Here is a 22,062-nt window from a genome sequence, read left to right on the forward strand (position 1 = left end):
CCGGGAGAGGGGGCTACTTCAGGAACTCGCCTTTTTCGGCCTTCTCGACGAGCGAGGCGGGGGGCAGGAAGTGCTTCCCGTAGCGCTCCGCGAGCTCGCGCGCGCGGGTGACGAAGCCGCGGGGCCCCGTGCCGGTACGCCCTTCGTAGCCGTTGATGTATTGCACGACACCTCCCGTCCACGGCGGGAAGCCGATTCCGAGGATGGAGCCCACGTTCGCGTCGGCGGCGGAGCGGAGGACGCCTTCGTCGAAGCACCTCACCGTGTCGATGGCCTCGGCGAACAGCATCCGCTCCTTCATGTCCTCGAAGGGGATGGTGTAACCGGGCCTGGTGTAGTGCTGGGCAAGCCCTTGCCAGAGGCTCGTGCGCTTGCCATCCACGTAGTCATAGAAGCCGCCCCCGGTGGAGCGGCCCTTGCGCTGGTGCTGATCGATCATCGCGTCCATGACCGAGTAGCTGCCGTGGTCCATCCACGGCTTGCCAGCGGCCTCGGCGGCGGCCTTGGTCTCGAGGCGGATCTTCCGCGGCAGGGTCAACGTCAATTCGTCCACCAGCTGGAGCGGAGCCGCGGGGTAGCCCGCCTGGAGGCCCGCCTGCTCGATGGAGGCGGGAGAAATCCCCTCGCCCACCATGGCGATGGCCTCGTTGAGGAACGTGCCAATCACCCGGCTGGTGAAGAAGCCCCGGCTGTCGTTGACGACGATGGGCGTCTTTCCAATCTGCACCGCGATGTCGATGGCCTTCGCCAGAGTGGCGTCGCTCGTCGTCTTGCCCGCGATGAGCTCGAGCAGCGGCATCTTGTCCACCGGGGAGAAGAAGTGCATGCCGACGAAGTCGGCCGGCCGCTTCACGCCCTCGGCGAGCAGGGTGATGGGCAGGGTGGAGGTGTTGGAAGCGAGCACCGCGTCCGGGGCGACCACGCCTTGAATCTCCTGGAAGACCTGGTGCTTGAGCTTCACGTCCTCGAAGACGGCTTCGATGACCAGGTCACAACCCGCGAGCGCGGCGGCATCCGCGGCGGGTTGGATTCGCGCCAGGAGCGCCTCGCCCTTCTCCTTCGTGGACTGGCCCTTCTGGATGGCCTTCTCCACCAGCTTGACGGAGTACTGCTTGCCCTTCTCGGCGGAGGCGAGGCTCACGTCCTTGAGCACCACGTCGATACCGGCCTTGGCGCACACATAGGCAATGCCCGCGCCCATCATCCCGGCGCCGAGGACACCGACCTTCTTCGCCGTGTGCTGCGGGAAGCCCTTCGGACGGCCGCCGCCCGAGCTGATGTGCTGCATGTCGAAGAAGAACGCCTGAATCATGTTCTTCGCGACCTGGCCGGTGACGAGCTCGGTGAAGTAGCGCGACTCGATGGTGAACGCGGTGTCGATGTCCACCTGCGTGCCCTCGACGGCCACCGCCATGATGGCGCGCGGCGCGGGCATGTTCGCGCCCTTGAGCTGCTTGCGCAGGTTGGCGGGGAAGGCGGGCAGGTTCGCCGCGAGGGAAGGGGAGGACGGGGTGCCGCCCGGAATCTTGTAGCCCTTCTGGTCCCACGGCTGCTGCGCCGTGGGGTTCGCCTTCACCCACGCCTTGGCCGCGGGCAGGAGCGCGTCCACCGAGTCCACCACCTCGTGCACGAGGCCCAGCTCCTTCGCCTCCTGCGGCCGGTAACGCTGGCCCTGGAGCAGGACCTTCATCAGCGCGTCCACGATGCCGAGCATGCGCACCGTGCGCACCACGCCTCCGCCACCGGGAAGCAGCCCGAGCGTCACCTCCAGCAGCCCGAGCTGCGCGCCCTTGACGTCGGCGACGATGCGCCGGTGACACGCGAGCGCGATCTCGAGCCCGCCTCCGAGCGCCGCGCCGTTGATGGCCGCGACCACGGGCTTGCCCAGGGTCTCCAGCACCCGCAGCTGCGCCTTGATCTCCTGGCCGAGCTCGAAGACCTGCTTTGCCTCGTCCTTCTTCACGTTGCGCAGATCGTTCAGATCGCCCCCCGCGAAGAAGGTCTTCTTCGCCGAGGTGATGATGACGCCCGTGAGGGTGTCCTTCTCCTTGGCCAGGCGGTCCACGGTCGCGCGCATGGACTTCACATAGGCGGCGTTCATCGTGTTGGCGGACTGGCCCGGATCATCCAACGTCAAGACCACGATGCCGTCGGCGTCTCGTTCCCAGCGGATGGTGTTCTGCTCGCTCATTGGGTTCGCTCTAATGGTGTCGAAAGAAGAGGGGAAAGAGGTTCAAACGCGCTCGACGAGGGTGGCCACGCCCATCCCGCCGCCGACGCACAGGGTGACGACCGCGCGGCGCGCCTTGCGCCGCTCGAGCTCGTCCACCACGGTCCCGAGAATCATCGCGCCGGTGGCCCCGAGCGGGTGGCCCATGGCGATCGCGCCGCCGTTGACGTTCATCTTCTCGCTCGGGATGCCGAGGTCCTTCTGGTACTTGAGGACCACGGAGGCGAAGGCCTCGTTGAGCTCGAAGAGATCGATGTCCTTGACGGAGAGGCCGGCGATGTCGAGCAGCTTCCGGGTGGCGGGAATCGGGCCAGTGAGCATGATGGTCGGGTCCGCACCGGACGTGGCGACGGCGGCGATGCGCGCCCGCGGCGTGAGGCCGAGCGCCTTGCCAACCTTCTCCGAGCCCAACAGCACGAGCGCCGCGCCATCGACGATGCCGGACGAGTTCCCCGGCGTGTGCACGTGGTGGATCTTCTCCACGAAGTGGTACTTCTGCAGCGCCACCGCGTCGAAGCCACCGGCCTCGCCAATCCCAGCGAAGGAGGCGTTGAGCTGACCGAGCGAGGCCACGGTGGAGTCAGGACGCATGTGCTCGTCGCGGTCGAGCACGGTGAGGCCGTTCTGGTCCACCACCGGAACGACGGAGTTCTTGAAGTACCCGGCGGCCCAGGCCTTGGCCGCGCGCTCCTGCGACTGCGCGGCATAGCGGTCCACGTCCTCGCGGGTGAAGCCCTCCATCGTCGCGATCAGGTCCGCGGAGATGCCCTGGGGCACGAAGTAGGTGTCATAGTTGGTGGCGGGGTCCAGGGCCCAGGCGCCACCGTCCGAGCCCATCGGGACGCGCGACATGCTCTCCACTCCGCCCGCGATGACCAGGTGCTCCCAGCCCGAGCGAACCTGCTGGGCGGCCAGGTTCACCGCGCTCAGGCCCGAGGCGCAGAAGCGGTTGAGCTGGACTCCGCCCGTCGTCTCGGGGAGTCCGGCCGCGAGTACCACGGTCCGGGCGATGTCCGCGCCCTGGTCCCCGACCGGAGAGACCACGCCGAGCACCACGTCGTCGATCCGCTGGGGATCCAGGTTCGGGTGGCGCTTCTTGAGCGCATCCACCAGGCCGACGAGCAGTGATACGGGCTTGATTCCGTGCAGCGCGCCCTTCTTGCCCTTGCCGCGAGGGGTGCGAACGGCGTCGAAGATGAAAGCTTCCTGGCTCACTGAGAGCCTCCTTGCGAAACGATTGGGTGGGTTCAGAGGGAACGGGCGACGAGCTCTTTCATGACCTCGTTCGCGCCGGCGAAGATCCGCAACACGCGGGTATCGGCGAACAGGTGGGCAATAGGGTATTCCTTCATGTACCCGTATCCGCCAAAAAGTTGCAGGCAGCGGTCCACGACGATGCAGGCCTGGTCGGTCACCCAGTATTTGGCCATGGCCGCCGTGGTCACGTCGAGCTGGCCCTGGAGGTGGGACTGGATGCAGTCATCGATGAAGGTGCGGCAGACGCGCCTCAGGGTCGCGCACTCCGCGAGCTCGAAGCGCGTGTTCTGCAAGGCGAAGAGGGGCTTGCCGAAGACGTGACGCTGCTTGGTGTACTCGACCGTCACCTCCACGGCCCGCTCGAGGCTCGCCATGCCGATGAGCGCCGTGACGAGCCGCTCCTGGGGCAGTTGCTGCATCATCTGGACGAAACCACGGCCCTCCTCGCCGCCGAGCAGATTGACCGCGGGGACCTTCAGGTCATCGAAGAAGAGCTCGGTCGTGTCCTGGCCCTTGCCGCCGAGCTTGTCGAGGATACGGCCCCGCTCGAAACCGGGCGTCGTGTCGGAGACCTCGGCGCACAACAGCGAGATGCCGGCGTGGCCCTTCACGTCCGATGTCCGCACGGCGATGATGATGAAGTCACAGACGTGGCCGTTGGAGATGAACGTCTTCGCGCCGCTCACCCGGTAGAAATCGCCGTCCCGCACCGCGCGGGTGGAGATGGCCTGGAGGTCCGAACCCGTCCCCGGCTCGGTCATGGCGATGGCGCCCACCCACTCGCCGCTCGCGAGCCTGGGCAGCCACTTCTGCTTCTGGGCCTCGGACGCATAGGCCAGGATGTAGTGCGCGACGATGGAGCAATGCACGGCGAAGCCCATCGAGGGGTCTCCGGCGCGAATCTGCTCCTCGACGAGGACCGCCTCGTGCGCGAACGTCCCCCCGCCTCCGCCGTAGGCTTCCGGAATGGACATGCACAGGAGCCCGAGCTCGCCCGCTCGCCGGTAGAGCGCCTTGTCCGGATAGCCCTGGGCCACGTGCTTGGGCACGTTGGGAAGGACCTCTTTCTTGAAGTAGCTGGCCGCCAGCCCGCGCACCTGTTCGAGCTCGTCCGAGCTCCATGGGGAACGTCCCGTCATGTCTGCCTCCCTCCTCTCGGGTCCCGCTCTAGAGTCCGAACGTCTTTCCGATGATGTCGCGCTGGATTTCGCTCGTGCCGCCATAGACGGTGGAGATCACCGTGGCGCGCAGATGCGATTCCATGTCGTACTCGGTGGCGTAACCGTAGCCCCCCATCATCTGCACGCCTTCGAGCGCCACGCGCTTGGCCGTCTCGGTGGCCTTCAGCTTCGCCATCGAGGCCTCTCGGGGGAGCATCCGCTCGGGTGCTTCGTCCGCCATCGCGGCCACGCGGTAGAGGAGCAGCTCGCTGCAGTCGAGCTCGGTGGCGAGATCCGCGATCCGGTGCTTGAGCGCCTGGAAGGAGCCGATGGGCCGGCCAAACTGCTTGCGCTCCTTCACGTACGCCACGGCGTCATCGAATGCCCGCCGGCCGCGGCCGAGCATGGTCGCCGCGAGGATGAGCCGCTCGCTGTTGAGCCCCGTCATGAGCTGGGGCCAGGCCTGGTCCACGGCTCCGACGACCGCGCTCTCCGGCAGGAAGCAGTCGGTGAAGTAGACGTCATTCACGTCCTTGCCGTTCAGGGTGGGGATGCCGCGAATCTCGACTCCGGCCGTGCCCGTGGGGACGCAGAACATCGTGAGGCCCTCGTGCCGAGAGCTCGAGGAGTTGGTGCGTGCCACGAGCAGGAGATGGTCCGCGATGTGCGCGTTCGAGCACCAGGTCTTCTGCCCGTTGATGATGAATCCTCCCGGCGTCCGGGTCGCGCGGCAGGTGATCGCGGCGGCGTCCGAGCCAGCTCCGGGCTCGGAGATGGAAATGGCCTCCACGCGGCCCCCGGTGATGCCGCCGAGGATCCGCTCGCGCTGGGCCTCGGTCCCGAACTTCGCGTACGGACCGGCGGAGACCACCGTGGTGACATAGCCCCCTACTGGAGCGAGCCCGTAGGCGATCCGCTCGGCGAAGAGACAGATGTCGGACATCCCTCCGTCCGAGCCGCCATACTTCGACGGGATGCCCACGCCCAGCCAGCCGAGCTCCGCCATTTGCGCGTAGAGGGCGGGGTTGTGGGCCTCGGTGCCGTTCTGGGTCAAGGCGTCGCGCTGTGCGCGCGTGCCGGTCCTGGCGCGGCAGAACGCGTCGATGGAGTCCGCGAACGCGGTCTGCTCCGGTGTTCTCGCATGCATGAAAGTCCCCTGGGTGGTGGTTCCGGGAGGTGGTGGGTCAGGCGTCCGCGTAGAGCGCGTCGATGCGCCCGGCGTACTGCTCGAGGATCACCCGGCGCTTGAGCTTGAGGGTGGGCGTGAGCTGGCCCGTCGCGGGAGACCACGCCTCGGCGACCACCTCGAAGCGCTTGATCTGCTCCGCTCGGGAAAGCCGGGCGTTGGTTGAGGCCACGAGCGACTCGAGCTCGGCGCGAACCGCCGGATCGCGCGTGAGCTCGGCGAACGACCGCGGCGCGAGGCCATGAGCCTTGGCCCAGAGCGGCGCGGCGTCCGGATCGAGGGAGACGAGTGCCGTCACGTAGGGCCGGCGGTCTCCAATCGCGATCGCCTGGGCGACGAGCGGATGGGCGCGCAGCAGGCCCTCGACCCGGGAGGGCGCGATGTTCTTCCCGCTCGAGGTGATGAGGAGTTCCTTCTTGCGGTCGGTGATGGTGAGGAATCCGTCGGCGTCGAGCGTGCCGATGTCGCCGGTGGCGAGCCAGCCGTCCGCGTCGACCGCGCTGACGACCTGTCCGTCCGCGGCGAGATAGCCGAGGAACACCACGGGGCCGCGGACGAAGATTTCACCGTCGCTGGCCAGCCGGAGTTGCACCCCGGGAATGGGCCGGCCCACGGCGCCGAGGCGGAAGTCCGCGGGCGTGCTGATGGTGGCGCAGCCGGTGGTTTCGCTCATGCCCCAGACCTCGAGCACCTTGAGCCCGAAGCCTCCGAGGTACTCGAGAATGTCGACGGGGATGGGCGCCGAGCCGCTGCTCGCCCACTGGAGCGCGTCCAGTCCGAGCGTCCTGCGCAGGGGCTTGAGGACCCTGGCCTCCACCTCCGCGGCCTTCTGCATGAGCTCCGGGGGCACGGTCCTTCCGGCGCCTTCGAGCCGGAAGACCTCCGCGGCCACCGCATGAGCGGCGAGGATGGCCTCGCGCTGGGCAGGCTCGAGCGTGCCCAGCTTCGCCCGCAGGCCCGCGGCGAGCTTCTCCCAGACGCGCGGTACTCCGAAGAACGCGGGGGGAGACACCTTGGCCATCAGTGGCACCACACCCGCGGGATCCGTGCAGATGTGCATGTGCAGCGCCTTGTAGAGCGCGCGGTAGAAGCCGAGCTCGCGCTCCGCGATATGCGCCAGCGGGAGATAGGCGATCGACGGGGACTGCATGGGGATGGGAACGGCGAGGTCCACCGCGACCGCCTCATAGAAGGCGTTCCGGTGGCTCAGCACCACGCCCTTGGGATCGCCCGTGGTGCCCGAGGTGTACATCATCGCGATCGGATCCTCGGGCCGGATGGTCCTCCAGGCGTCCTCGAAGACGCCGGGCTCCCCCTGGTGCAACCCGCGGCCCCCGGCCTCGACCTCCGCGTAGGAGACGAAGCGCGTATCCCCGGCCGGGATGGCCGATGCATCGAGGACGATGAGCCGTTTGAGCGCCGGCAGCGTTTCGAGCACCGGCCGCCACCGTGCGACCTCCTCCGCGCCCTCCAGCACCGCCACGGTGGCCCCGCTGTGCCGCGCGACGTAGCCTACCTGCTCGGTGCTCAGGGTCTGGTACGCGGTACAGGGGATGGCACCGAGGTGGACCGCGGCGAAGTCGATGATCCAGTGCTCGGGCCGGCTGGACATCATGATCAACATCCGCTCGCCTCGCCTCAGCCCGAGCGCGCCGAGCCCGCGGGCGAGCACGGCGGTCTGTTCGCGCAGCTGCGCCCAGGTGAGCGTCTTGTCCCCGGCGGTGAGGGCGGGAGCGCCCGCGTATTCCTCGGCATTGCGTTTGAGGAGCAGCGGCAGCGTGAGCTTGTTTGCCTGTGATTGGCACTGCGCTTCCAATGCTGCGAGCGACGGACCCATGGGACCTCCTCGACTCAATGGCAAAACGTGGGGTGATGTTCCTCTTCAGGGGTCGACGTAGAGGTCGAGCAGGACGTCGGGGCCACCCCCGTAGCCGCTGAAGTCGGTGATGCCCTCGGCGCGGAGGACCTCTTCGTCGATGAAGGTCTGCCCCGTGCAATCACGTGGCGGGCGCTGGAGGATGGCCACGGCCGCATCCGCCATGATCTCCGGCGAGCGGGCCCGCTGCATGGAGGCGTCGCCCCCGAGCATGTTCTTCACGGCGGCGGTGGCGATGAGCGTCCGGGGCCAGAGGGCATTCGCGGCGATGCCGGCCTCCGCCAGCTCCGCGGCCCAGCCGAGCGTGAGCAGGGTCATCCCGTACTTGGCGAGCGTGTACGCGGGGTGCAGGCCCATCCAGCGCGGCGCGAGGTTGACCGGTGGCGAGAGCGAGAGGATGTGCGGGTGGGGAGATTTCCGCAGGTGCGGAATCGCCGCGCGCGTCAGAAGGAACGTCCCGCGCAGCTGGATCTGCTGCATCAGGTCGAAGCGCTTGACCGGAAGCTCTTCGGTCTTGAGCGGAGCGAGGGCGCTCGCGTTGTTGACGCAGAAGTCGATGCCACCAAAACGCGCCACGGTCTCGTCCACGGCCCGCTGCACGGCCGCTTCGTCGCGCACGTCGCCGACCACCGCGAGCGCCTGGCCGCCCGCGGCTTCGATCTCCGCGGCCGCCGTGTGCACCGTCCCGGGCAGCCGTGGATCCGGGGTGTCGGTCTTCGCCAGGAGCGCGACATTGGCCCCCAGCCGCCCCGCGGCGACGCCAATCGCCAGCCCGATTCCGCGGCTTCCTCCGGACATCAACAGCGTGCGTCCCGCGAGCGGCCTCGAGCTCATTGCTCGTCCTTTCCCCGCTTGCGCCCCTGCCCCCGGGCGTCGCCGCGCTCGGATGGGGGGTTTTGATGGAGCTGGGGGAACACGTCGCGCACGATCGTGATGAGCGCTTCGCTCAGGAGCAGGTGCGCGTCCTCGCGCGAGAGTGTCCCGCCGCGGATCCACTCGCGGATGGTGGCCTTCACCAGACCGCCATAGGAGCGAATCATCGCCCGTTGCCGCGCGTCACTTCCGACCTCGACCTTGAGGCCCAGGAACTCGAGCGTCTTCAACGCGGACACGTCGTCCGCCTCCGAGACGATGCGCTCGATCTCCGGATCCGCGCCGATCCCCCCTGCGCCGGTGACCGCCACGTAGGTCTTTCCGTGGATCGCCACCGTATCGAGGTACCACTGCACGCTGCGCTCTACCCGCTGCCGCAAGGTTCCCGTCATGGGCACGCTCTCTTCCAGGCCGGGCATCAGCAGCATCCTCTTCACGACCTTCAAATAGAGATCCCGCTTCTGCCCGAAGTAGTGATTGATCAATCCCCGGGCGACGCCCGCCTCCCGGGCGATGTCCGTGGTCGAGACTTCCGAGTACGGACGCTCGCCGAACAGCCGCATGGCGCACTCCAGGATCTGTTCCCTGCGCGTGTCCGGCTCGAGTCGTTTCCAGCGAGGAGCAAAGGCTGGGCTCATGATTTCTGTTCCCTCCAGGGCAGGAATGTCGGCAGGTCCCGCTCCACCGTTCGGGGGAACTTCGCGGGCCGCTTCTGCAGGAACGACATTACACCCTCCTCGGCGTCCGCGTTCTGGGCACAGCTCGCGATGAGCTGGCTGTCGAGTGCGAAGGCGGGCTCGGGAGAGGGGAGGGCACTCATCCGGTAGAGGGCCTGCCGGATGACGGCCACGGACACCGGCGCGGTGTTCTCGACCAGCTCGCGGGCGAGCGCATGGGCGGCATCGAGCAGCGCGTCGGGCTCGTGGAGGGACCGGACCAGGCCCGCGCCGAGCGCTTCTTCCGCTTGTATCAGACGGCCACTCACCATCCAATCGAGCGCGCGCCCCATTCCGACGAGGCGCGGCAGGAACCAGCACGAGCCCGCCTCTGGATAGATGCCACGCCGGCTGAAGACGAAGCCAAAGCGGCTGTCTTTCGCGGCGAGGCGGAAGTCCGCGGGGAGGATCATCGTCGAGCCCACTCCCACCGCGGCGCCGCGGACGGCGGCGATGATCGGCTTGCGCAGCGCGAACATCTTGCGCGTCACCCGGGTCGCCGGTTCGACCCAGCCGCGCTCCAGGTGCTCGAGATTCGACACCTCGAACGAGCGGCCGCTCAGATCCGCTCCCACGCAGAAGTCCTTGCCAGCGCCGGTGAGGATGACCACGCGCACGTCTTCGTTTGCGTCGGCGTTGGCGAGCGCGTCGCCGAGCTCGTCCGCCATGGTCACGGTGAATCCGTTCCGCGCCTCGGGACGGTTCAACTCCAGGGTCGCGACCCGATTCGCAACGGAGAACCGGATGTGTTGGTAGCTCATGAGTGGGGCCTCAATGCGCGTGATGATGGGGGCTTGTTGGCAGCATGTCAACAGCAACAGTCTTTGGAGGACTGCCTGTGAGGGCATGCCGGGTGTCCGACGTGTTGCGTCATGCTGGCGGTACACCACGGGCTAGACGCGCGAGTCAAAGTCCCCCAGGCTGCGTGGCGGCAAGACAAGGGCGGAGATATGGGCGAAATCTATCTGGTGCGGCACGGTCAGGCGTCGTTCGGCACGGATGACTATGACCGGCTCTCGGCCACCGGTGTCGAGCAGGCGCGGCGGTTGGGGAACTGGTTCCGCATGCGCGGTCTCACCTTCGATCGTGTCGTCATCGGCTCGCTGTTGCGCCACCGCCAGACGCTGGAGGCGACGGGCTACACCGGACTCGAGCCCGAAATCCTGCCGGGCCTTAACGAGTATCACTTTCACGCTCTGGTCGAATGCCACCTGGAGCAGTGCCCGGTCGAACCGCCGTTGGACCTCAAGGACGCGCGCGTCTTCTACCGCCAGTTGCGCCTGACCCTCGGCGCCTGGGCCGACGGCACGCTGCGGCATCCACGGTTGCCGGAGAGTTGGAGCGATTTTGAAAGCCGCATCCGCGCCAGCCTGCGCGCGATGGCCGGCCAGCCCGATGCGCAACGCGTGCTCGCCATCAGCTCCGGCGGTGCCATCAGCGCGCTGGTGCGCGAAGTGCTCGGCCTCACGGTCGAACAGATGATCACCATGAACCTGCAAATGGTGAATACTGGCGTCACCCGCCTGATGTTCAAGGGCGACAAGGTGCGGCTGCAGTCCTGGAATGCGCAGCCGCATCTGGAGCGCCCGGATGCGGAACACTTGATCTCGTATACCTGACTGTCTTCAAAGGGGAACCCATGGACTTCGAACATTCGCCCCGGGTCACGGAGCTGCGGAATCGGCTCAATGCCTTCATGAAGGAGTACGTCTATCCGAATGAACACACGTTCGCCGCGCAGGTGCAGAAGAACCGCTGGGTGTCGCCGCCGATCGTCGAGGAATTGAAGGCCAGGGCGAAAGCTCAGGGGCTGTGGAACCTGTTCATGCCGGGCGTCGAGCACGGCGGCGCCGGCCTGACCAACCTGGAGTACGCGCCGCTGGCCGAAATCATGGGCCGCGTGTTCTGGGCCGCCGAGGTCTTCAACTGCTCCGCGCCCGACACTGGCAACATGGAAGTGTTCGCGCGGTACGGGACGCCCGAGCAACAGAAGAAGTGGCTGCAACCGCTGCTGGAAGGGAGGATCCGCTCGGCCTATCTCATGACCGAGCCGAATGTGGCTTCCAGTGACGCGACCAACGTCGAGCTCTCGATTCGTGCTGAAGGCGGCGAGTACGTCATCAACGGCACCAAGTGGTTCGCCACCGGAGCGATGCACGAGAACTGCCAGATCTTCATCGTCATGGGCAAGACGGATCCGGACAATCCGAACCGCCACCTGCAGCAATCCCAGGTACTGGTCGAACGTGGCACGCCGGGCATGATCATCAAGCGGCCCCTGTCGACGCTGGGTTACTGGGAGGAGCCGCACGGCCACGCCGAAATCGTGTTCGACAACGTGCGCGTGCCGAAATCGAATCTCCTGCTCGGCGAGGGCCGTGGTTTCGAGATCGCCCAGGGCCGCCTCGGCCCGGGCCGCATCCATCACTGCATGCGTGTGATCGGCGCCGCCCAGCGCGCACTGGAGTACGCCTGCAAGCGCGTGGAGAATCGCGTGGCCTTCGGCAAGAAGCTGAGCACGCAGGGCTCGGTGCGAGAGGCCATCGCGGTGATGGCCTCCAAGGTCGAGATGTGCCGCCTGCTGACGCTGCGCGCGGCGGACAAGATGGACCGCGTCGGCAACAAAGAGGCGAAGGACCTGATCGCGATGGCGAAAATCATGGTGCCGCAGCTCGGCTTCGAGGTCATCGACATGGCGATCCAGATGCACGGGGCCGGTGGTCTGACCGGGGATTATTTCCTCGCCGAGGCGTTCAACTACGCACGCTGGTGCCGCATCGCCGATGGTCCCGATCAGGTCCACATGATGGCGCTCGGCAAGCAGCTCATCCAGGAGCTGTCCGCGCTTTGAGCGAGGAGGCGTAACCCATGTCCGAGACAATCGACACGCTGGATGTCGAAAATCTGCAGAAGTACCTGGCCGCGCGGATCGCTGATTTCGGCACGATTCAGGAATGCACCAAGTTCGCGGGCGGTCAGTCCAACCCGACCTTCCTGGTGCGTACCGGGAAGAGCAGATACGTGCTGCGCCGGAAGCCGCCCGGAGTGCTGCTGAAATCGGCGCATGCGGTGGACCGCGAGTACCGTGTGATGAAGGCGCTGGCCGCGACCCAGGTACCGGTGCCACGGATGTTGACCCTGTGCGACGACGACAGCGTCATCGGCTCGATGTTCTATGTGATGGAGTTCGTCGAGGGCCGCATCTTCTGGAACAGCGCGCTGCCGGAACAGACACCGGCCGAACGCCGCGCCATCTACGGTGAGATGGTGCGCGTACTCGCCGCGATGCATACGGTCAACCTGGAGCAGGCCGGTCTCACCGACTACGGCCGCCCCGGCAATTACTTCGAGCGTCAGATCAAACGCTGGACCGAACAATACCGGGCCAGCCAGACCGGTACCCTGCCGGCCATGGAAAAGCTGATGGAGTGGCTGCCCGCCAACGTGCCTGCCGACGACGGCCGGGTCGCGCTGAACCACGGCGACTACCGCATCGACAACGTCATGTTCCACCCGGCCGAATCGCGCATCGTCGCGGTGCTCGACTGGGAGTTGTCGACGCTCGGCCACCCGTGGGCGGATCTCGCGTATCAATGCATGAATCTGCGCCTGCCGCCGGACGCGGCGATCCCTGGTCTCGGCGGTCTCGACCGCGAGGCACTCGGCATTCCCTCGGAAGAAGAGTATGTCGCACGCTATTGCGAGCTGACCGGCATCAAGGGCATCCCGAACTGGGATTTCTACATCATTTTCAGTTTCTTCCGCATCGCCGCGATCCTGCAGGGAGTCTACAAGCGCGCGCTCGATGGTAATGCGTCGAGCAAGAAGGCCATGGACTACGGCGCGCTGGCCGGTCCGATCGCGGAAATGGCCGTGGCGATGATCCGATGACACCGTCAGGAACGCAGGAGGGCTCCATGAGCAAGAATCGTTTTGATCTGACCGGCCGCGTGGCGCTGGTGACCGGTGCGTCGAGCGGTCTCGGCGAACATTTCGCGCGGGTCCTGGCCGAAGCCGGCGCCAAGGTGGTGGTCGCCGCGCGCCGTGTCGAGCGCTTGCAGCATCTGGCCGAGCGCATCAAGAGTGCCGGTGGTGATGCCGCGGCCGTGGCGATGGATGTCACCGATCCCGGCAGCGTGAAAGCCGCATTCGAGGAGGCGGGCAGGTTCTTTGGCACCATCGATGTGCTGATCAACAACGCGGGTGTCGCCCGATCGATGCTCTTCGCGAAGACGCGGGAAGAAGACTGGGACTTCATCGTCGACACCAACCTGAAGGCGTCGTGGCGCGTCGCCCGTGCGTTCGTCGAGCAACTGAGCGCGGCTGGCAAGCCCGGCAGCATCGTCAACATCTCCTCGATCCTCGGTATCGGAGTCGGCTATGGAGAGTCGCTGTATGCCACGTCCAAGGCGGGCCTGATCCAGCTCACCAGGCACATGGCGCTGGAGTTGATGCGCAACAACATCCGCGTCAACGCGCTCTGCCCCGGCTACATCGAGACCGAGCTCAATACCGGCTACTTCCAGTCAGAGCGAGGTCAGGCCTACCTCAAGAACAACATCCCGTCGAAGAAGCTGGGTTCGGTGGAAGACCTCTCGGGCGCGCTGCTGCTGTTGGCCAGCGACGCCGGCGCCTTCATCACCGGTGTCGCGCTACCCGTCGACGGCGGTCACCTGCTGCACTCGCTGTAATCACCCGGCCTCTGGCTGGATGGAAGCCAGAGGCCGCGGTTCTTGCTCCGGAACGCTAGAGCGTCTTCATGTACTCGATGACGGCCCAACGCTCGTTGTCCGTGAGCGATTGCGTGAAGTCATGGCCCTCATTGCCAAGCCCATAGAGATGCGAATTGAAGATCATCCGCGAGCGGATCTGCTTCTGGGTGATGGGCGGCGGTGACTGGTAGGCGAGCGAGTTGTAGTTCGCGGCGAGGTTGGCGATGTTCGCGAAGAGGACATCGGGCGTCGCCATTTCATGGCTGCAGGGGATGAACGGGTCGTTGAACGGGACGTCTCCGCAGGCAAGTGGCGTGACCTTCCAGCCGAGCTTCGCGAAGTCATACGAGTCATAGCTCGAGTCGTAACCCGCGTTGGTTCCCAGCACGTTGGCGGAGGTCTGCTGGCGCTTCCACACCGCCCGGCGGTCCGACGGCTTCAGCACCTCCCAGAGGGTGGGCACGCTTCCGTTGTGGAAATAAGGCGCGGAGGCCCACGCGCCGTAGAGGGGCGTCGCGATGTAGCCGAACGGCTCGATCCACGTGTTTGGCCCTTCGGGCGAGTAGATGGGCCCGAGGCCGTTGTCATACGCGCTGCGCGGCACGCGGCGCAGCGCGCTCGTGATGGGGTCGTCGTAGAAGGGGCCGTGGTCGGGCGACTGGTCGTTGTAGGCGAGGAAGGACGTGTTCCAGGCCCTGCGCTTGCGCACGTCGGCCATCAACTGCTCGCGCGCCGGATCCGTCCGGATGGTTTCGATGGGCGTGATGACGCCGGAAATGCCCTTGAGACGGGGATCGGGCAGGTAGGCGGGGTTGGCGGCGTAGCGCGGCGAGTAGACGCCATGGCAGCTCGCGCAGGAGCCGTTGCCTGGAGTCTTCGGGATGTTGGCATTGGCGCCGTTCGCCCAGAGGTCACGCTCGTGGAAGATCACGGCCCCCTGCTCGGCGAGCGCGGTGTTGATGGCCTTGGGGTAGAGGGGAGGGGAGAGCGAGAGGAAGAAGTTGTCGTTGTCCTCGAACTCGGCGGTCAGCGCGCGGCGCTGCGCGGGCGTGGAGCCCAGGTTCGCGATTCCAAACGCCATCTCCGAACGGACGTTGTCCGAGGTGAGCGCTCCATCCCAGAACTGGCGCGTCTTGAACGCGCGGTACCACCAGTTGGGCGCACGGGACATGCCTCCCGCGTGGGACGGGAAGAACTCGAGCAGGCTCGGGACCATTGCGAGCGAGTCCATGTCGAAGAGAGCGGGCAGGAGGTCGACGATGCCAATGGCGTCACTCGTGCCGCGGCCCACACTCCAGGGCACGGGCGCGAGTTGGAGCACCGTCCCCACGCCCGTGGAGCGGAAGAAGTCGGACTGGATCAGGCCCGCATCGATTGCGTCGTTCGTGCGGCCCCACACGAAGCCGGCCTCTTGCTCGGTCCCGAGCCGCGAATCGTGACAGCCCGAGCAGCCAGAGCTGATTTTGCCCGTGTAGCGTCCGTTCTCGTCCCTCTCCTGCACGAGCCCCAGCGGAAGCTGCCCGCTGCCGCCATTGGTGAGGTTGGGGTTTTCCCACGGCAGCGGGTATGGGTTGCGGAATGGCGCCTTCGAGAGCCCGTAACGCTTGATGATCTGCTCGTCGAAGTCGGCGGGGCGGAAGGGGTAGCCCCAGAGCAGATAGAGGTTGTAGTAGGCGAGCGAGTTGGTGAAGGACTGGAAGTAGGCACGGGTCTCGATGTTCGTCTTGCCTCGAGCGACGCTCGCGCGAAATTCGCCGCAGGTCTTCGGATTCGGAGGCAGCGTCGAGACGAACGGCGCCGGCGGCGTGTGCAGGTCCACCCAGTAGGCATTGAACTGCACCGCGGCCCCCGGCTTGTTGACGCCGGGCACCACCAGGGTGCGCGGATCCACTGGCAACGGAGTGGAATCCGGCTTTCCAGCACATGCGGCCGAGAACGGCGACCGGTTGGCCGTCGACTCCAACAACGGCAACGGGTCCGCAGCTGCCCCAGATGCGCTCAGGGCAAGAAACAGGGCACCCGAAAACGCTAACTCACGCTTCCACCTCAGTCTCATGACACAGCCTCCATCTCGTATTGGCACGGTGCCAACAAGGGGCCTTGTAGACTGCCAGTGTGGGTAGCCTCAATGCGCAGTGCGTCAACGAGTAGTGCCGCGGGCCGCATCATCTGGTGGAAGACAGAGAGAATCTGACGCGAGCAGTTGGCCGAAGAGAGGGCACTGGAGAGGTGCGGAAAAAGAAAACCCCGGCTCGCCTGATGGCGGCCGGGGCTTTGCTACCTCCAGGGGTGGCGGAGGGAATCTCGGCCCCTCTCAGGGACCGGACACGAACGTCCAGGTGCAATCCGGATTGTTCAGAGGGCAGGGCCCGTACAGCTTCAGGGTCGTGCCATTCCGGGCACCCCCGTAGGCGTTGATCTTCAAGTTCGGGTTCCGGTCGCTGATCAGTGCTCCGCGGCTGGCGGTCCAGGTGCAGTCGGGATTGGACGGCCTGCACTCACGGTGCAGCTTCAGGGTGGTCTCCTGCTTCGCGCCATCCCAGGCATTGATCGCGAGCGTGGGGTCGGTGTCGCTGACCAGCATGCCGCGGGTATAGGTCCAGGTGCAGTCGGGATTGGACGGCGGGCAGTTGCCGTTCAGCTTCTCCTCGGTCCCATGCCGGGCGCCTCCATAGGCGTTGATGAACAGATTGTTGCCCCGGTTGCTGGCGAGTCTGAAGCCCTTGTAGGTCCAGGTGCAGTCGGGATTGTTGGGATTGCAGCTCCCATCCAATCTCAAGATGGTGCCACTGACAGCGCCTCCGTAGGCGTTGATGGCCAGGGAGGGGTCCCGGTCACTCACGAACATTCCATTCTTGTAGGTCCAGGTGCAGTCCGGGTTGTTGGGCCTGCACTCCTTGTTCAGCAGCAGCACGGCATTGGACCTGGCGCCATTCCAGGCGTTGATGGCCAGGGAGGGGTCCCGGCCGCTCAGGATCATCCCATCCTTGTAGATCCAGGTGCAGTCGGGATTGTTCGGAGTGCAGCTGTCCACCAACATCAAGACAGCTCCCTGCCTCGCGCCTCCCCAGGCGTTGAGCGCCAGTCTGCCATTGCGGTCGCTGAAGATCATGCCGTTGGCGCCACGGTCCCCCCCACGGCCAGGGCCAGGGCGGGGGTCATGGCGCGGGTGCTGACGCTGCGCCAAGGCTTCACCACAGAGCCCAAGCAATACGAAGGTTGCCAGCAGAGGAATGGACCATTTCTTGTACATCGTGCGAACTCCCAGAGATCGGTTCTTCGAGGGGTGAAACGGGTCGACACGCTGAGTGTCGGGCGTGTCGACGGCCTGCCAGTTCGCGAAATTCAAAGGTCCCGCGGCTCGCGCACGGATGGGCGTCCCTTGTCCCAGGCCCACCTGCGACCGCTCCCCGCGGCGTAACGACCGTTCGGGCAACCTCCCGGAACATCGAGCGCTGGCGCTGCCACATTCGTCCCTCTAATGAGGAGACTCCTGTGGAACTGCACATTCGCGGCGTATCCAAGTCGTACTCCAACGGTGTGCAGGCTCTGAAGGACGTGACGCTCACGATCCCCGCGGGGATGTACGGCCTGCTCGGGCCCAACGGTGCTGGCAAGTCCACGCTGATGCGCATCCTGTCCACGCTGCAAGAGCCCGACGCGGGTAGCATCCGGCTCGGCGACATCGATGTCTTGACGCAGAAGGATGACGTGCGGAAGACGCTCGGCTACCTGCCGCAGGAGTTCGGCGTCTACCCGAAGGTGAGTGCGGAAGAGCTGCTCGAGCACTTCGCGCTGCTCGAGGGCATCGCGGAGCGTCGCGCACGCAAGGAGGTCGTCGAGGCGCTCCTGCGGCAGGTGAACCTGTGGGAGGTGCGCAAGCAGAAGCTGGACGGCTACTCGGGCGGCATGCGTCAGCGCTTCGGCGTCGCCGTCGCGCTGCTGGGCAACCCGAAGCTGATGATCGTGGACGAGCCGACGGCCGGCCTCGATCCCGCCGAGCGCGTGCGCTTCCTGAACCTGCTGAGCGAGCTGGGTGAGAACAGCGTCGTCCTGCTGTCGACGCACATCGTCGAGGACGTGAGCGAGTTGTGCACGCGGATGGCGATCATCGACCAGGGCGAGATCCTGCTGGAGGCAGAGCCGCTGCGCGCGGTCGCCGGCCTCCGCGGCCGCATCTGGCGCCGGATCATCTCGAAGCACGAGTTGCCCGCGGTGGAGCGCGAGCACGCGGTGATCTCCACGAAGCTCCTCGCCGGGCGCACGGTCGTGCACGTCTTCAGCGACGCGGCGCCCGGCCCCGGCTTCGAGCCCGTCGAACCGGGCCTCGAGGACGTCTACTTCAGCACGATGGTGGGACACATCGGCCGGCGCCGCGAGCAGCCGGGGCCGGAGGCCGCGCCATGAAGTTCCTGGCGATCTTCCGCTTCGAGCTCGCCTACCAGGGACGCCGTGCCTGGCCCTGGCTCTTCTTCGCCGTCCTGCTCGTCTTCGATTTCCTGATGACCAGAGACGCCTGCCTCTCAGAGGCGCTCCACGAGGACTTCTTTCTCAACTCGTCATTCGCCATCGCGAAAACCACGGTCTTCGGCAGCCTGATCTGGCTCCTGGTGGCCGCGCCTGTAGCCGGCGACGCGGCGGCGCGGGACGTGGCGGCGGGCATGCATCCCCTCATCTACACCTTACCCGTCAGCAAGGCCGCGTACCTCGGGGGACGATTCTTCGCCGCCCTCGTTCTCAATGCGTTGATCCTGCTCGCGGTGCCGGTGGGCATTCTGCTGGCCGTCTACGCGCCTGGCGTGGATGCCGAGGCGATCGGTCCATTCCGGCCGGCTGCATACCTCGCGGCCTACGCCTTCATCGCGCTGCCGAACGCCTTCGTCGCGACGGCGCTCCAGTTCTCGCTGGCGGCGCGGAGCGGCCGTGCCACGGCAAGCTACCTCGGAAGTCTGCTCCTCTTCTTCATGGCCTTCTTCGTCGCCTCCGTCCTGCTCTTCAAGCGGGGCCTGGGGACGCTGCTGGATCCGATCGGTATCCGCTTCATCGTCGAGGATCTGTCGCATTCATGGACGACGAGTGAGAAGAGTTGGCGTCTGCTCGAGCTGAAGGGCACGGTGCTCACGAACCGCCTCCTGTGGCTCGGCATCGCGCTGGGGGCTCTCGCGGTCACCTCCCTGCGCTTTCGTTTCGCCCATCGGACCGCGAGCAGCGGGTGGATGCGCAGGATGCGCCGCTGGGATGCGCACCCCCCGATGCCGGCGGGCATCGGCGTCACGGCGAGCGCACCCACCTCTGCTCCTCGGGTCCCTCGGACGTTCGGCTTCGCCTTCCATGCGCGTCAGTCGCTCGCCATCGCGTGGACGTCGTTCCGGACCATCGCGACGAGCTGGGCCGGACTCGCCCTGCTGGCGGGCATTCCGATGCTGACGGTGCCCGTGGTGCTCGATCAAATGGTGTCCATCGGTGCCCCTCTGGTTCCCACGACCGCGCGAGTCCTCAGCGAACTGACAGCCCCTCTCTCCGCCGAGCTGAGCCGCTGGGTGATCATCCCGCTCCTCATCGTGTTCTTCGCTGGCGAGCTGGTCTGGCGGGAGCGGGAAGCCGGACTGGGCGAGATCACCGGCGCATTGCCAGGGTCGGAATGGGCCCCTCTCCTCGGCAAGTTCCTGGGACTCGGCCTCGTGCTCGCCGTGTTCATGGCACTCCTGACCACGGCCGGGATGCTTGCTCAGGTGATTCGGGGGTATCAGGACTTCGAGCTCGGGTTGTATCTGAAAGTCCTGTGGGGGCTTCAGCTTCCCGAATACCTGCTTTTCGCGCTGCTCGCCCTCGTGGTGCACGTGCTGGTGGACCAGAAGTACATCGGTCACCTGGTGGCCATCATGGCCTTCGTGTTCATCGCCGTGCTGGCGGCGGTACTCGGGCTGGAGCACAACCTGCTCGTCTATGGGGCCGGCCCGGGGTGGTCCTACACGGAGATGCGCGGGTTCGGGCCGTTCCTCGGGCCGTGGCTGTGGTTCAAGCTCTACTGGGCTGCGTGGGCGCTGCTGCTCGCGGTGGTGGCGAGGCTGTTCTGGGTGCGTGGAAAGGAAAGTGGCCTCGGCGTGCGGCTCCGGCTGGCGCGCCGTCGTTTCACGCGTCCCACGGCCTGGGTTGCAGGCGCGGCGGCAGTGCTCATCCTGACGCTGGGCGGCTTCATTTTCTATAACACCAACGTCCTGAACCCGTATCTCAGCGGGTCCGGCATCACCGAGCGGCGCGCCGAGTACGAGCGGCGCTACAGGCGGTACGAGAGCATCCCGCAGCCCCAGCTGACAGGGACCCACCTGCGAGTCGAGATCCATCCCGAGCGGCGGGCGGTGGAGATCCGCGGCTCCTACCGCCTGGTGAATGGCAGCGCACTGCCGATCGATTCCATCCACGTGGCCACGGCAATGGGTGGCGTCGAGACCCGAGCGGTCACCTTCGACCGGACGGCGACGCTCGCGGCCGACGACGCGGAACACGGCCACCGGATCTACACCCTCGAGAGGCCGCTCGAGCCCGGCGACACGCTGCGGCTCGACTTCGAGGTGCATGTCGAGCAGCGTGGCTTCGGCAACCGCGGCGTCGACCCTTCGGTGGTGGCGAACGGCACCTCCTTCACCAATGGGGTGTGGTTCCCCTCCATCGGCTATCAGCGGCATCGCGAGCTCGTGAGCGCCTCGGACCGGCGGGCGCACGGCCTTGAGCCGCGTCCGGTGCTCGCCGCTCTCTCTGGCGTCGAAGCGCGCGAGCCCGCGTCTCGCGGTGGGGGGATTTCGTTCGAGGCGGTGGTGGGGACGGATGAGGGTCAGGTCGCCGTCGCGCCGGGAGCGTTGCGCCGGACGTGGACCGAAGGCGGCCGCCGCTACTTCCACTACTCCAGCGATGCCCCGATCGGGAGCGAGTGGGCCTTCTTCTCCGCCGGCTACGCGGTGCACGAAGGCCGGTGGAAGGATGTCGCGATCCGGATCTTCCATCACCCGGAACACACCGCGCACCTGGAGCGCGTGATGCGAAGCGTGCGGGCCTCGCTGGACTACTACACCGAGCAGTTCGGTCCCTATCCGTACCGCCACCTCAGCATCGTCGAGCATCCCGGCCGCCTCGGTACGGGGATGCACGCCGAGGCCAGCATGCTCACCCATGGAGAGGGCTTCCCCTTCTGGCGTCCCGAGGATGAAGAGAGGAGCCTCGATTTCCCCTATGCGGTGGTGGCACACGAGATGGCGCACCAGTGGACCCTCCCGTACGCACTCGTCGAGGGGGCTCCGTTTCTGAGCGAGGGGCTCGCCTGGTACTCCGCGATGCAGGCCGTGAAAGCGTCACGCGGGGAGGAGCAGCTTCGGCGGCTCCTGGCCTTCATGCGGCAACCCCATCCGTACTCGCCGATCCGCCGCGGTGAACCGTTGCTCCGGGCGCTCGATCCGTACCTCGCCTACCGCAGGGGTCCCTTCGCGATGTATGCCTTGAGCGAGTACATCGGTTCGGAGCAGGTGAACCTCGCACTCCGGCGCCTGATCGAGAAGCACGACCCGGCCGGGGCACCCCGGGCGACCACCCTGGACCTGTATCGCGAGCTCCGCTCGGTCACGCCCGACTCGCTGAAGCCCCTCCTGCACGACCTGTTCGAGGTGAACACGATCTGGGAGTTCGAGACGGAGCGAGCCATGGCGGAGCAGACCGGAGCAGGCACGTGGCAGGTGACGCTCGACGTGCGGGCGCGCAAGGTGGTGTACGACAGCGCGGGCGTGGAGACCGAGGTACCGATGGACGAGGACGTGCCGATCGGCGTATTCGGCCCCGCCAAGGAGGGCGCTGGTGCGTTGAGCGCGCCACTGGACGTGCGGATGCATCGCATCCGCTCAGGCGAGCAGACGATCACGGTGACGGTGCCGAGCAAGCCCGTCCTGGCCGGCATCGACCCGTACCACCTGCTCGACTGGGAGGGGCGTGCTGATGACGACAACATCGAGGAGGTGAAGGCCAGGCGCTGAACGACGAGTGGCCCGGCCACCCCGGCATGGGGCG

Annotated in this window: 16 protein-coding genes; 6 read left to right on the forward strand and 10 right to left on the reverse strand. The window is 66.5% G+C overall.

Annotated features, from left to right (window positions below):
• Positions 1 to 13: 13 nt before the first annotated feature.
• From BO221_RS09500 to BO221_RS09535, 8 genes are read right to left on the reverse strand one after another with little or no spacing between them, the layout of a single operon-like run.
• Positions 14 to 2,191: a 3-hydroxyacyl-CoA dehydrogenase NAD-binding domain-containing protein gene (locus tag BO221_RS09500; RefSeq protein WP_073560054.1), complete on the reverse strand. Its 2,178-nt coding sequence runs from the start codon at positions 2,189 to 2,191 to the stop codon at positions 14 to 16.
• 42 nt (positions 2,192 to 2,233) lie between these two features.
• Positions 2,234 to 3,445, reverse strand: a complete 1,212-nt coding sequence (locus BO221_RS09505) for an acetyl-CoA C-acetyltransferase (protein WP_073560055.1) — start codon at positions 3,443 to 3,445, stop codon at positions 2,234 to 2,236.
• 32 nt (positions 3,446 to 3,477) lie between these two features.
• Positions 3,478 to 4,626, reverse strand: a complete 1,149-nt coding sequence (locus BO221_RS09510; protein WP_083680878.1) for an acyl-CoA dehydrogenase family protein — start codon at positions 4,624 to 4,626, stop codon at positions 3,478 to 3,480.
• A 28-nt stretch (positions 4,627 to 4,654) separates the two neighbouring features.
• Positions 4,655 to 5,794, reverse strand: a complete 1,140-nt coding sequence (locus BO221_RS09515; protein ID WP_073560057.1) for an acyl-CoA dehydrogenase family protein — start codon at positions 5,792 to 5,794, stop codon at positions 4,655 to 4,657.
• A gap of 37 nt (positions 5,795 to 5,831) precedes the next feature.
• On the reverse strand, positions 5,832 to 7,670 hold the full coding sequence (locus tag BO221_RS09520; protein WP_073560058.1) for a long-chain fatty acid--CoA ligase: 1,839 nt from the start codon (positions 7,668 to 7,670) through the stop codon (positions 5,832 to 5,834).
• A gap of 45 nt (positions 7,671 to 7,715) precedes the next feature.
• Positions 7,716 to 8,543 carry an NAD(P)-dependent oxidoreductase gene (locus tag BO221_RS09525; RefSeq protein WP_073560059.1) on the reverse strand — a complete coding sequence of 276 codons (828 nt, stop codon included), beginning with the start codon at positions 8,541 to 8,543 and terminating at the stop codon, positions 7,716 to 7,718.
• Positions 8,540 to 9,220, reverse strand: coding sequence for a TetR/AcrR family transcriptional regulator (locus BO221_RS09530; RefSeq protein ID WP_073560060.1), 681 nt, complete (start codon positions 9,218 to 9,220; stop codon positions 8,540 to 8,542). The genes BO221_RS09525 and BO221_RS09530 overlap by 4 nt, the downstream gene beginning before the upstream one ends.
• On the reverse strand, positions 9,217 to 10,059 hold the full coding sequence (locus BO221_RS09535) for an enoyl-CoA hydratase-related protein (protein WP_073560061.1): 843 nt from the start codon (positions 10,057 to 10,059) through the stop codon (positions 9,217 to 9,219). The genes BO221_RS09530 and BO221_RS09535 overlap by 4 nt, the downstream gene beginning before the upstream one ends.
• Before the next feature lie 189 nt (positions 10,060 to 10,248).
• Here BO221_RS09535 and BO221_RS09540 point away from each other — a divergent pair, with 189 nt between their 5' ends.
• From BO221_RS09540 to BO221_RS09555, 4 genes are read left to right on the forward strand one after another with little or no spacing between them, the layout of a single operon-like run.
• On the forward strand, positions 10,249 to 10,917 hold the full coding sequence (locus BO221_RS09540; RefSeq protein WP_073560062.1) for a histidine phosphatase family protein: 669 nt from the start codon (positions 10,249 to 10,251) through the stop codon (positions 10,915 to 10,917).
• Between the two features lie 20 nt (positions 10,918 to 10,937).
• Entirely contained in the window at positions 10,938 to 12,149 is a 1,212-nt protein-coding gene (locus BO221_RS09545) for an acyl-CoA dehydrogenase family protein (protein ID WP_073560063.1), read from the forward strand.
• Between the two features lie 17 nt (positions 12,150 to 12,166).
• Positions 12,167 to 13,189: a phosphotransferase gene (locus tag BO221_RS09550; protein ID WP_073560064.1), complete on the forward strand. Its 1,023-nt coding sequence runs from the start codon at positions 12,167 to 12,169 to the stop codon at positions 13,187 to 13,189.
• A 26-nt stretch (positions 13,190 to 13,215) separates the two neighbouring features.
• Positions 13,216 to 13,989, forward strand: a complete 774-nt coding sequence (locus BO221_RS09555; protein ID WP_073560065.1) for an SDR family NAD(P)-dependent oxidoreductase — start codon at positions 13,216 to 13,218, stop codon at positions 13,987 to 13,989.
• A gap of 55 nt (positions 13,990 to 14,044) precedes the next feature.
• Here the strand turns inward: BO221_RS09555 and BO221_RS09560 are convergent, their stop codons facing one another.
• Both BO221_RS09560 and BO221_RS09565 read right to left on the reverse strand, forming a co-directional pair.
• Positions 14,045 to 15,901, reverse strand: coding sequence for a hypothetical protein (locus BO221_RS09560; RefSeq protein ID WP_304528697.1), 1,857 nt, complete (start codon positions 15,899 to 15,901; stop codon positions 14,045 to 14,047).
• Between the two features lie 423 nt (positions 15,902 to 16,324).
• Entirely contained in the window at positions 16,325 to 17,122 is a 798-nt protein-coding gene (locus tag BO221_RS09565) for a hypothetical protein (protein WP_073560067.1), read from the reverse strand.
• A gap of 383 nt (positions 17,123 to 17,505) precedes the next feature.
• On the opposite strand from BO221_RS09565, the gene BO221_RS09570 reads away from it, so the two are divergent.
• Entirely contained in the window at positions 17,506 to 18,417 is a 912-nt protein-coding gene (locus tag BO221_RS09570) for an ABC transporter ATP-binding protein (RefSeq protein WP_073560068.1), read from the forward strand.
• Positions 18,414 to 22,028, forward strand: coding sequence for a hypothetical protein (locus BO221_RS09575; RefSeq protein WP_073560069.1), 3,615 nt, complete (start codon positions 18,414 to 18,416; stop codon positions 22,026 to 22,028). The genes BO221_RS09570 and BO221_RS09575 overlap by 4 nt, the downstream gene beginning before the upstream one ends.
• Positions 22,029 to 22,062: the final 34 nt, after the last annotated feature.

It is taken from the genome of Archangium sp. Cb G35, assembly GCF_001896145.1.
Classification (GTDB): Bacteria; Myxococcota; Myxococcia; order Myxococcales; family Myxococcaceae; genus Archangium; species Archangium violaceum.

What these genes read in the sequence shown, in the direction of transcription:
- BO221_RS09510 (WP_083680878.1), bottom strand. Translation starts at nt 4,626, where the DNA reads ATGACGGGACGTTCCCCATGGAGCTCGGACGAGCTCGAACAGGTGCGC.
- BO221_RS09545 (WP_073560063.1), top strand. Translation starts at nt 10,938, where the DNA reads ATGGACTTCGAACATTCGCCCCGGGTCACGGAGCTGCGGAATCGGCTC.
- BO221_RS09515 (WP_073560057.1), bottom strand. Translation starts at nt 5,794, where the DNA reads ATGCATGCGAGAACACCGGAGCAGACCGCGTTCGCGGACTCCATCGAC.
- BO221_RS09555 (WP_073560065.1), top strand. Translation starts at nt 13,216, where the DNA reads ATGAGCAAGAATCGTTTTGATCTGACCGGCCGCGTGGCGCTGGTGACC.
- BO221_RS09530 (WP_073560060.1), bottom strand. Translation starts at nt 9,220, where the DNA reads ATGAGCCCAGCCTTTGCTCCTCGCTGGAAACGACTCGAGCCGGACACG.
- BO221_RS09565 (WP_073560067.1), bottom strand. Translation starts at nt 17,122, where the DNA reads ATGATCTTCAGCGACCGCAATGGCAGACTGGCGCTCAACGCCTGGGGA.
- BO221_RS09575 (WP_073560069.1), top strand. Translation starts at nt 18,414, where the DNA reads ATGAAGTTCCTGGCGATCTTCCGCTTCGAGCTCGCCTACCAGGGACGC.
- BO221_RS09540 (WP_073560062.1), top strand. Translation starts at nt 10,249, where the DNA reads ATGGGCGAAATCTATCTGGTGCGGCACGGTCAGGCGTCGTTCGGCACG.
- BO221_RS09500 (WP_073560054.1), bottom strand. Translation starts at nt 2,191, where the DNA reads ATGAGCGAGCAGAACACCATCCGCTGGGAACGAGACGCCGACGGCATC.
- BO221_RS09520 (WP_073560058.1), bottom strand. Translation starts at nt 7,670, where the DNA reads ATGGGTCCGTCGCTCGCAGCATTGGAAGCGCAGTGCCAATCACAGGCA.
- BO221_RS09525 (WP_073560059.1), bottom strand. Translation starts at nt 8,543, where the DNA reads ATGAGCTCGAGGCCGCTCGCGGGACGCACGCTGTTGATGTCCGGAGGA.
- BO221_RS09550 (WP_073560064.1), top strand. Translation starts at nt 12,167, where the DNA reads ATGTCCGAGACAATCGACACGCTGGATGTCGAAAATCTGCAGAAGTAC.
- BO221_RS09535 (WP_073560061.1), bottom strand. Translation starts at nt 10,059, where the DNA reads ATGAGCTACCAACACATCCGGTTCTCCGTTGCGAATCGGGTCGCGACC.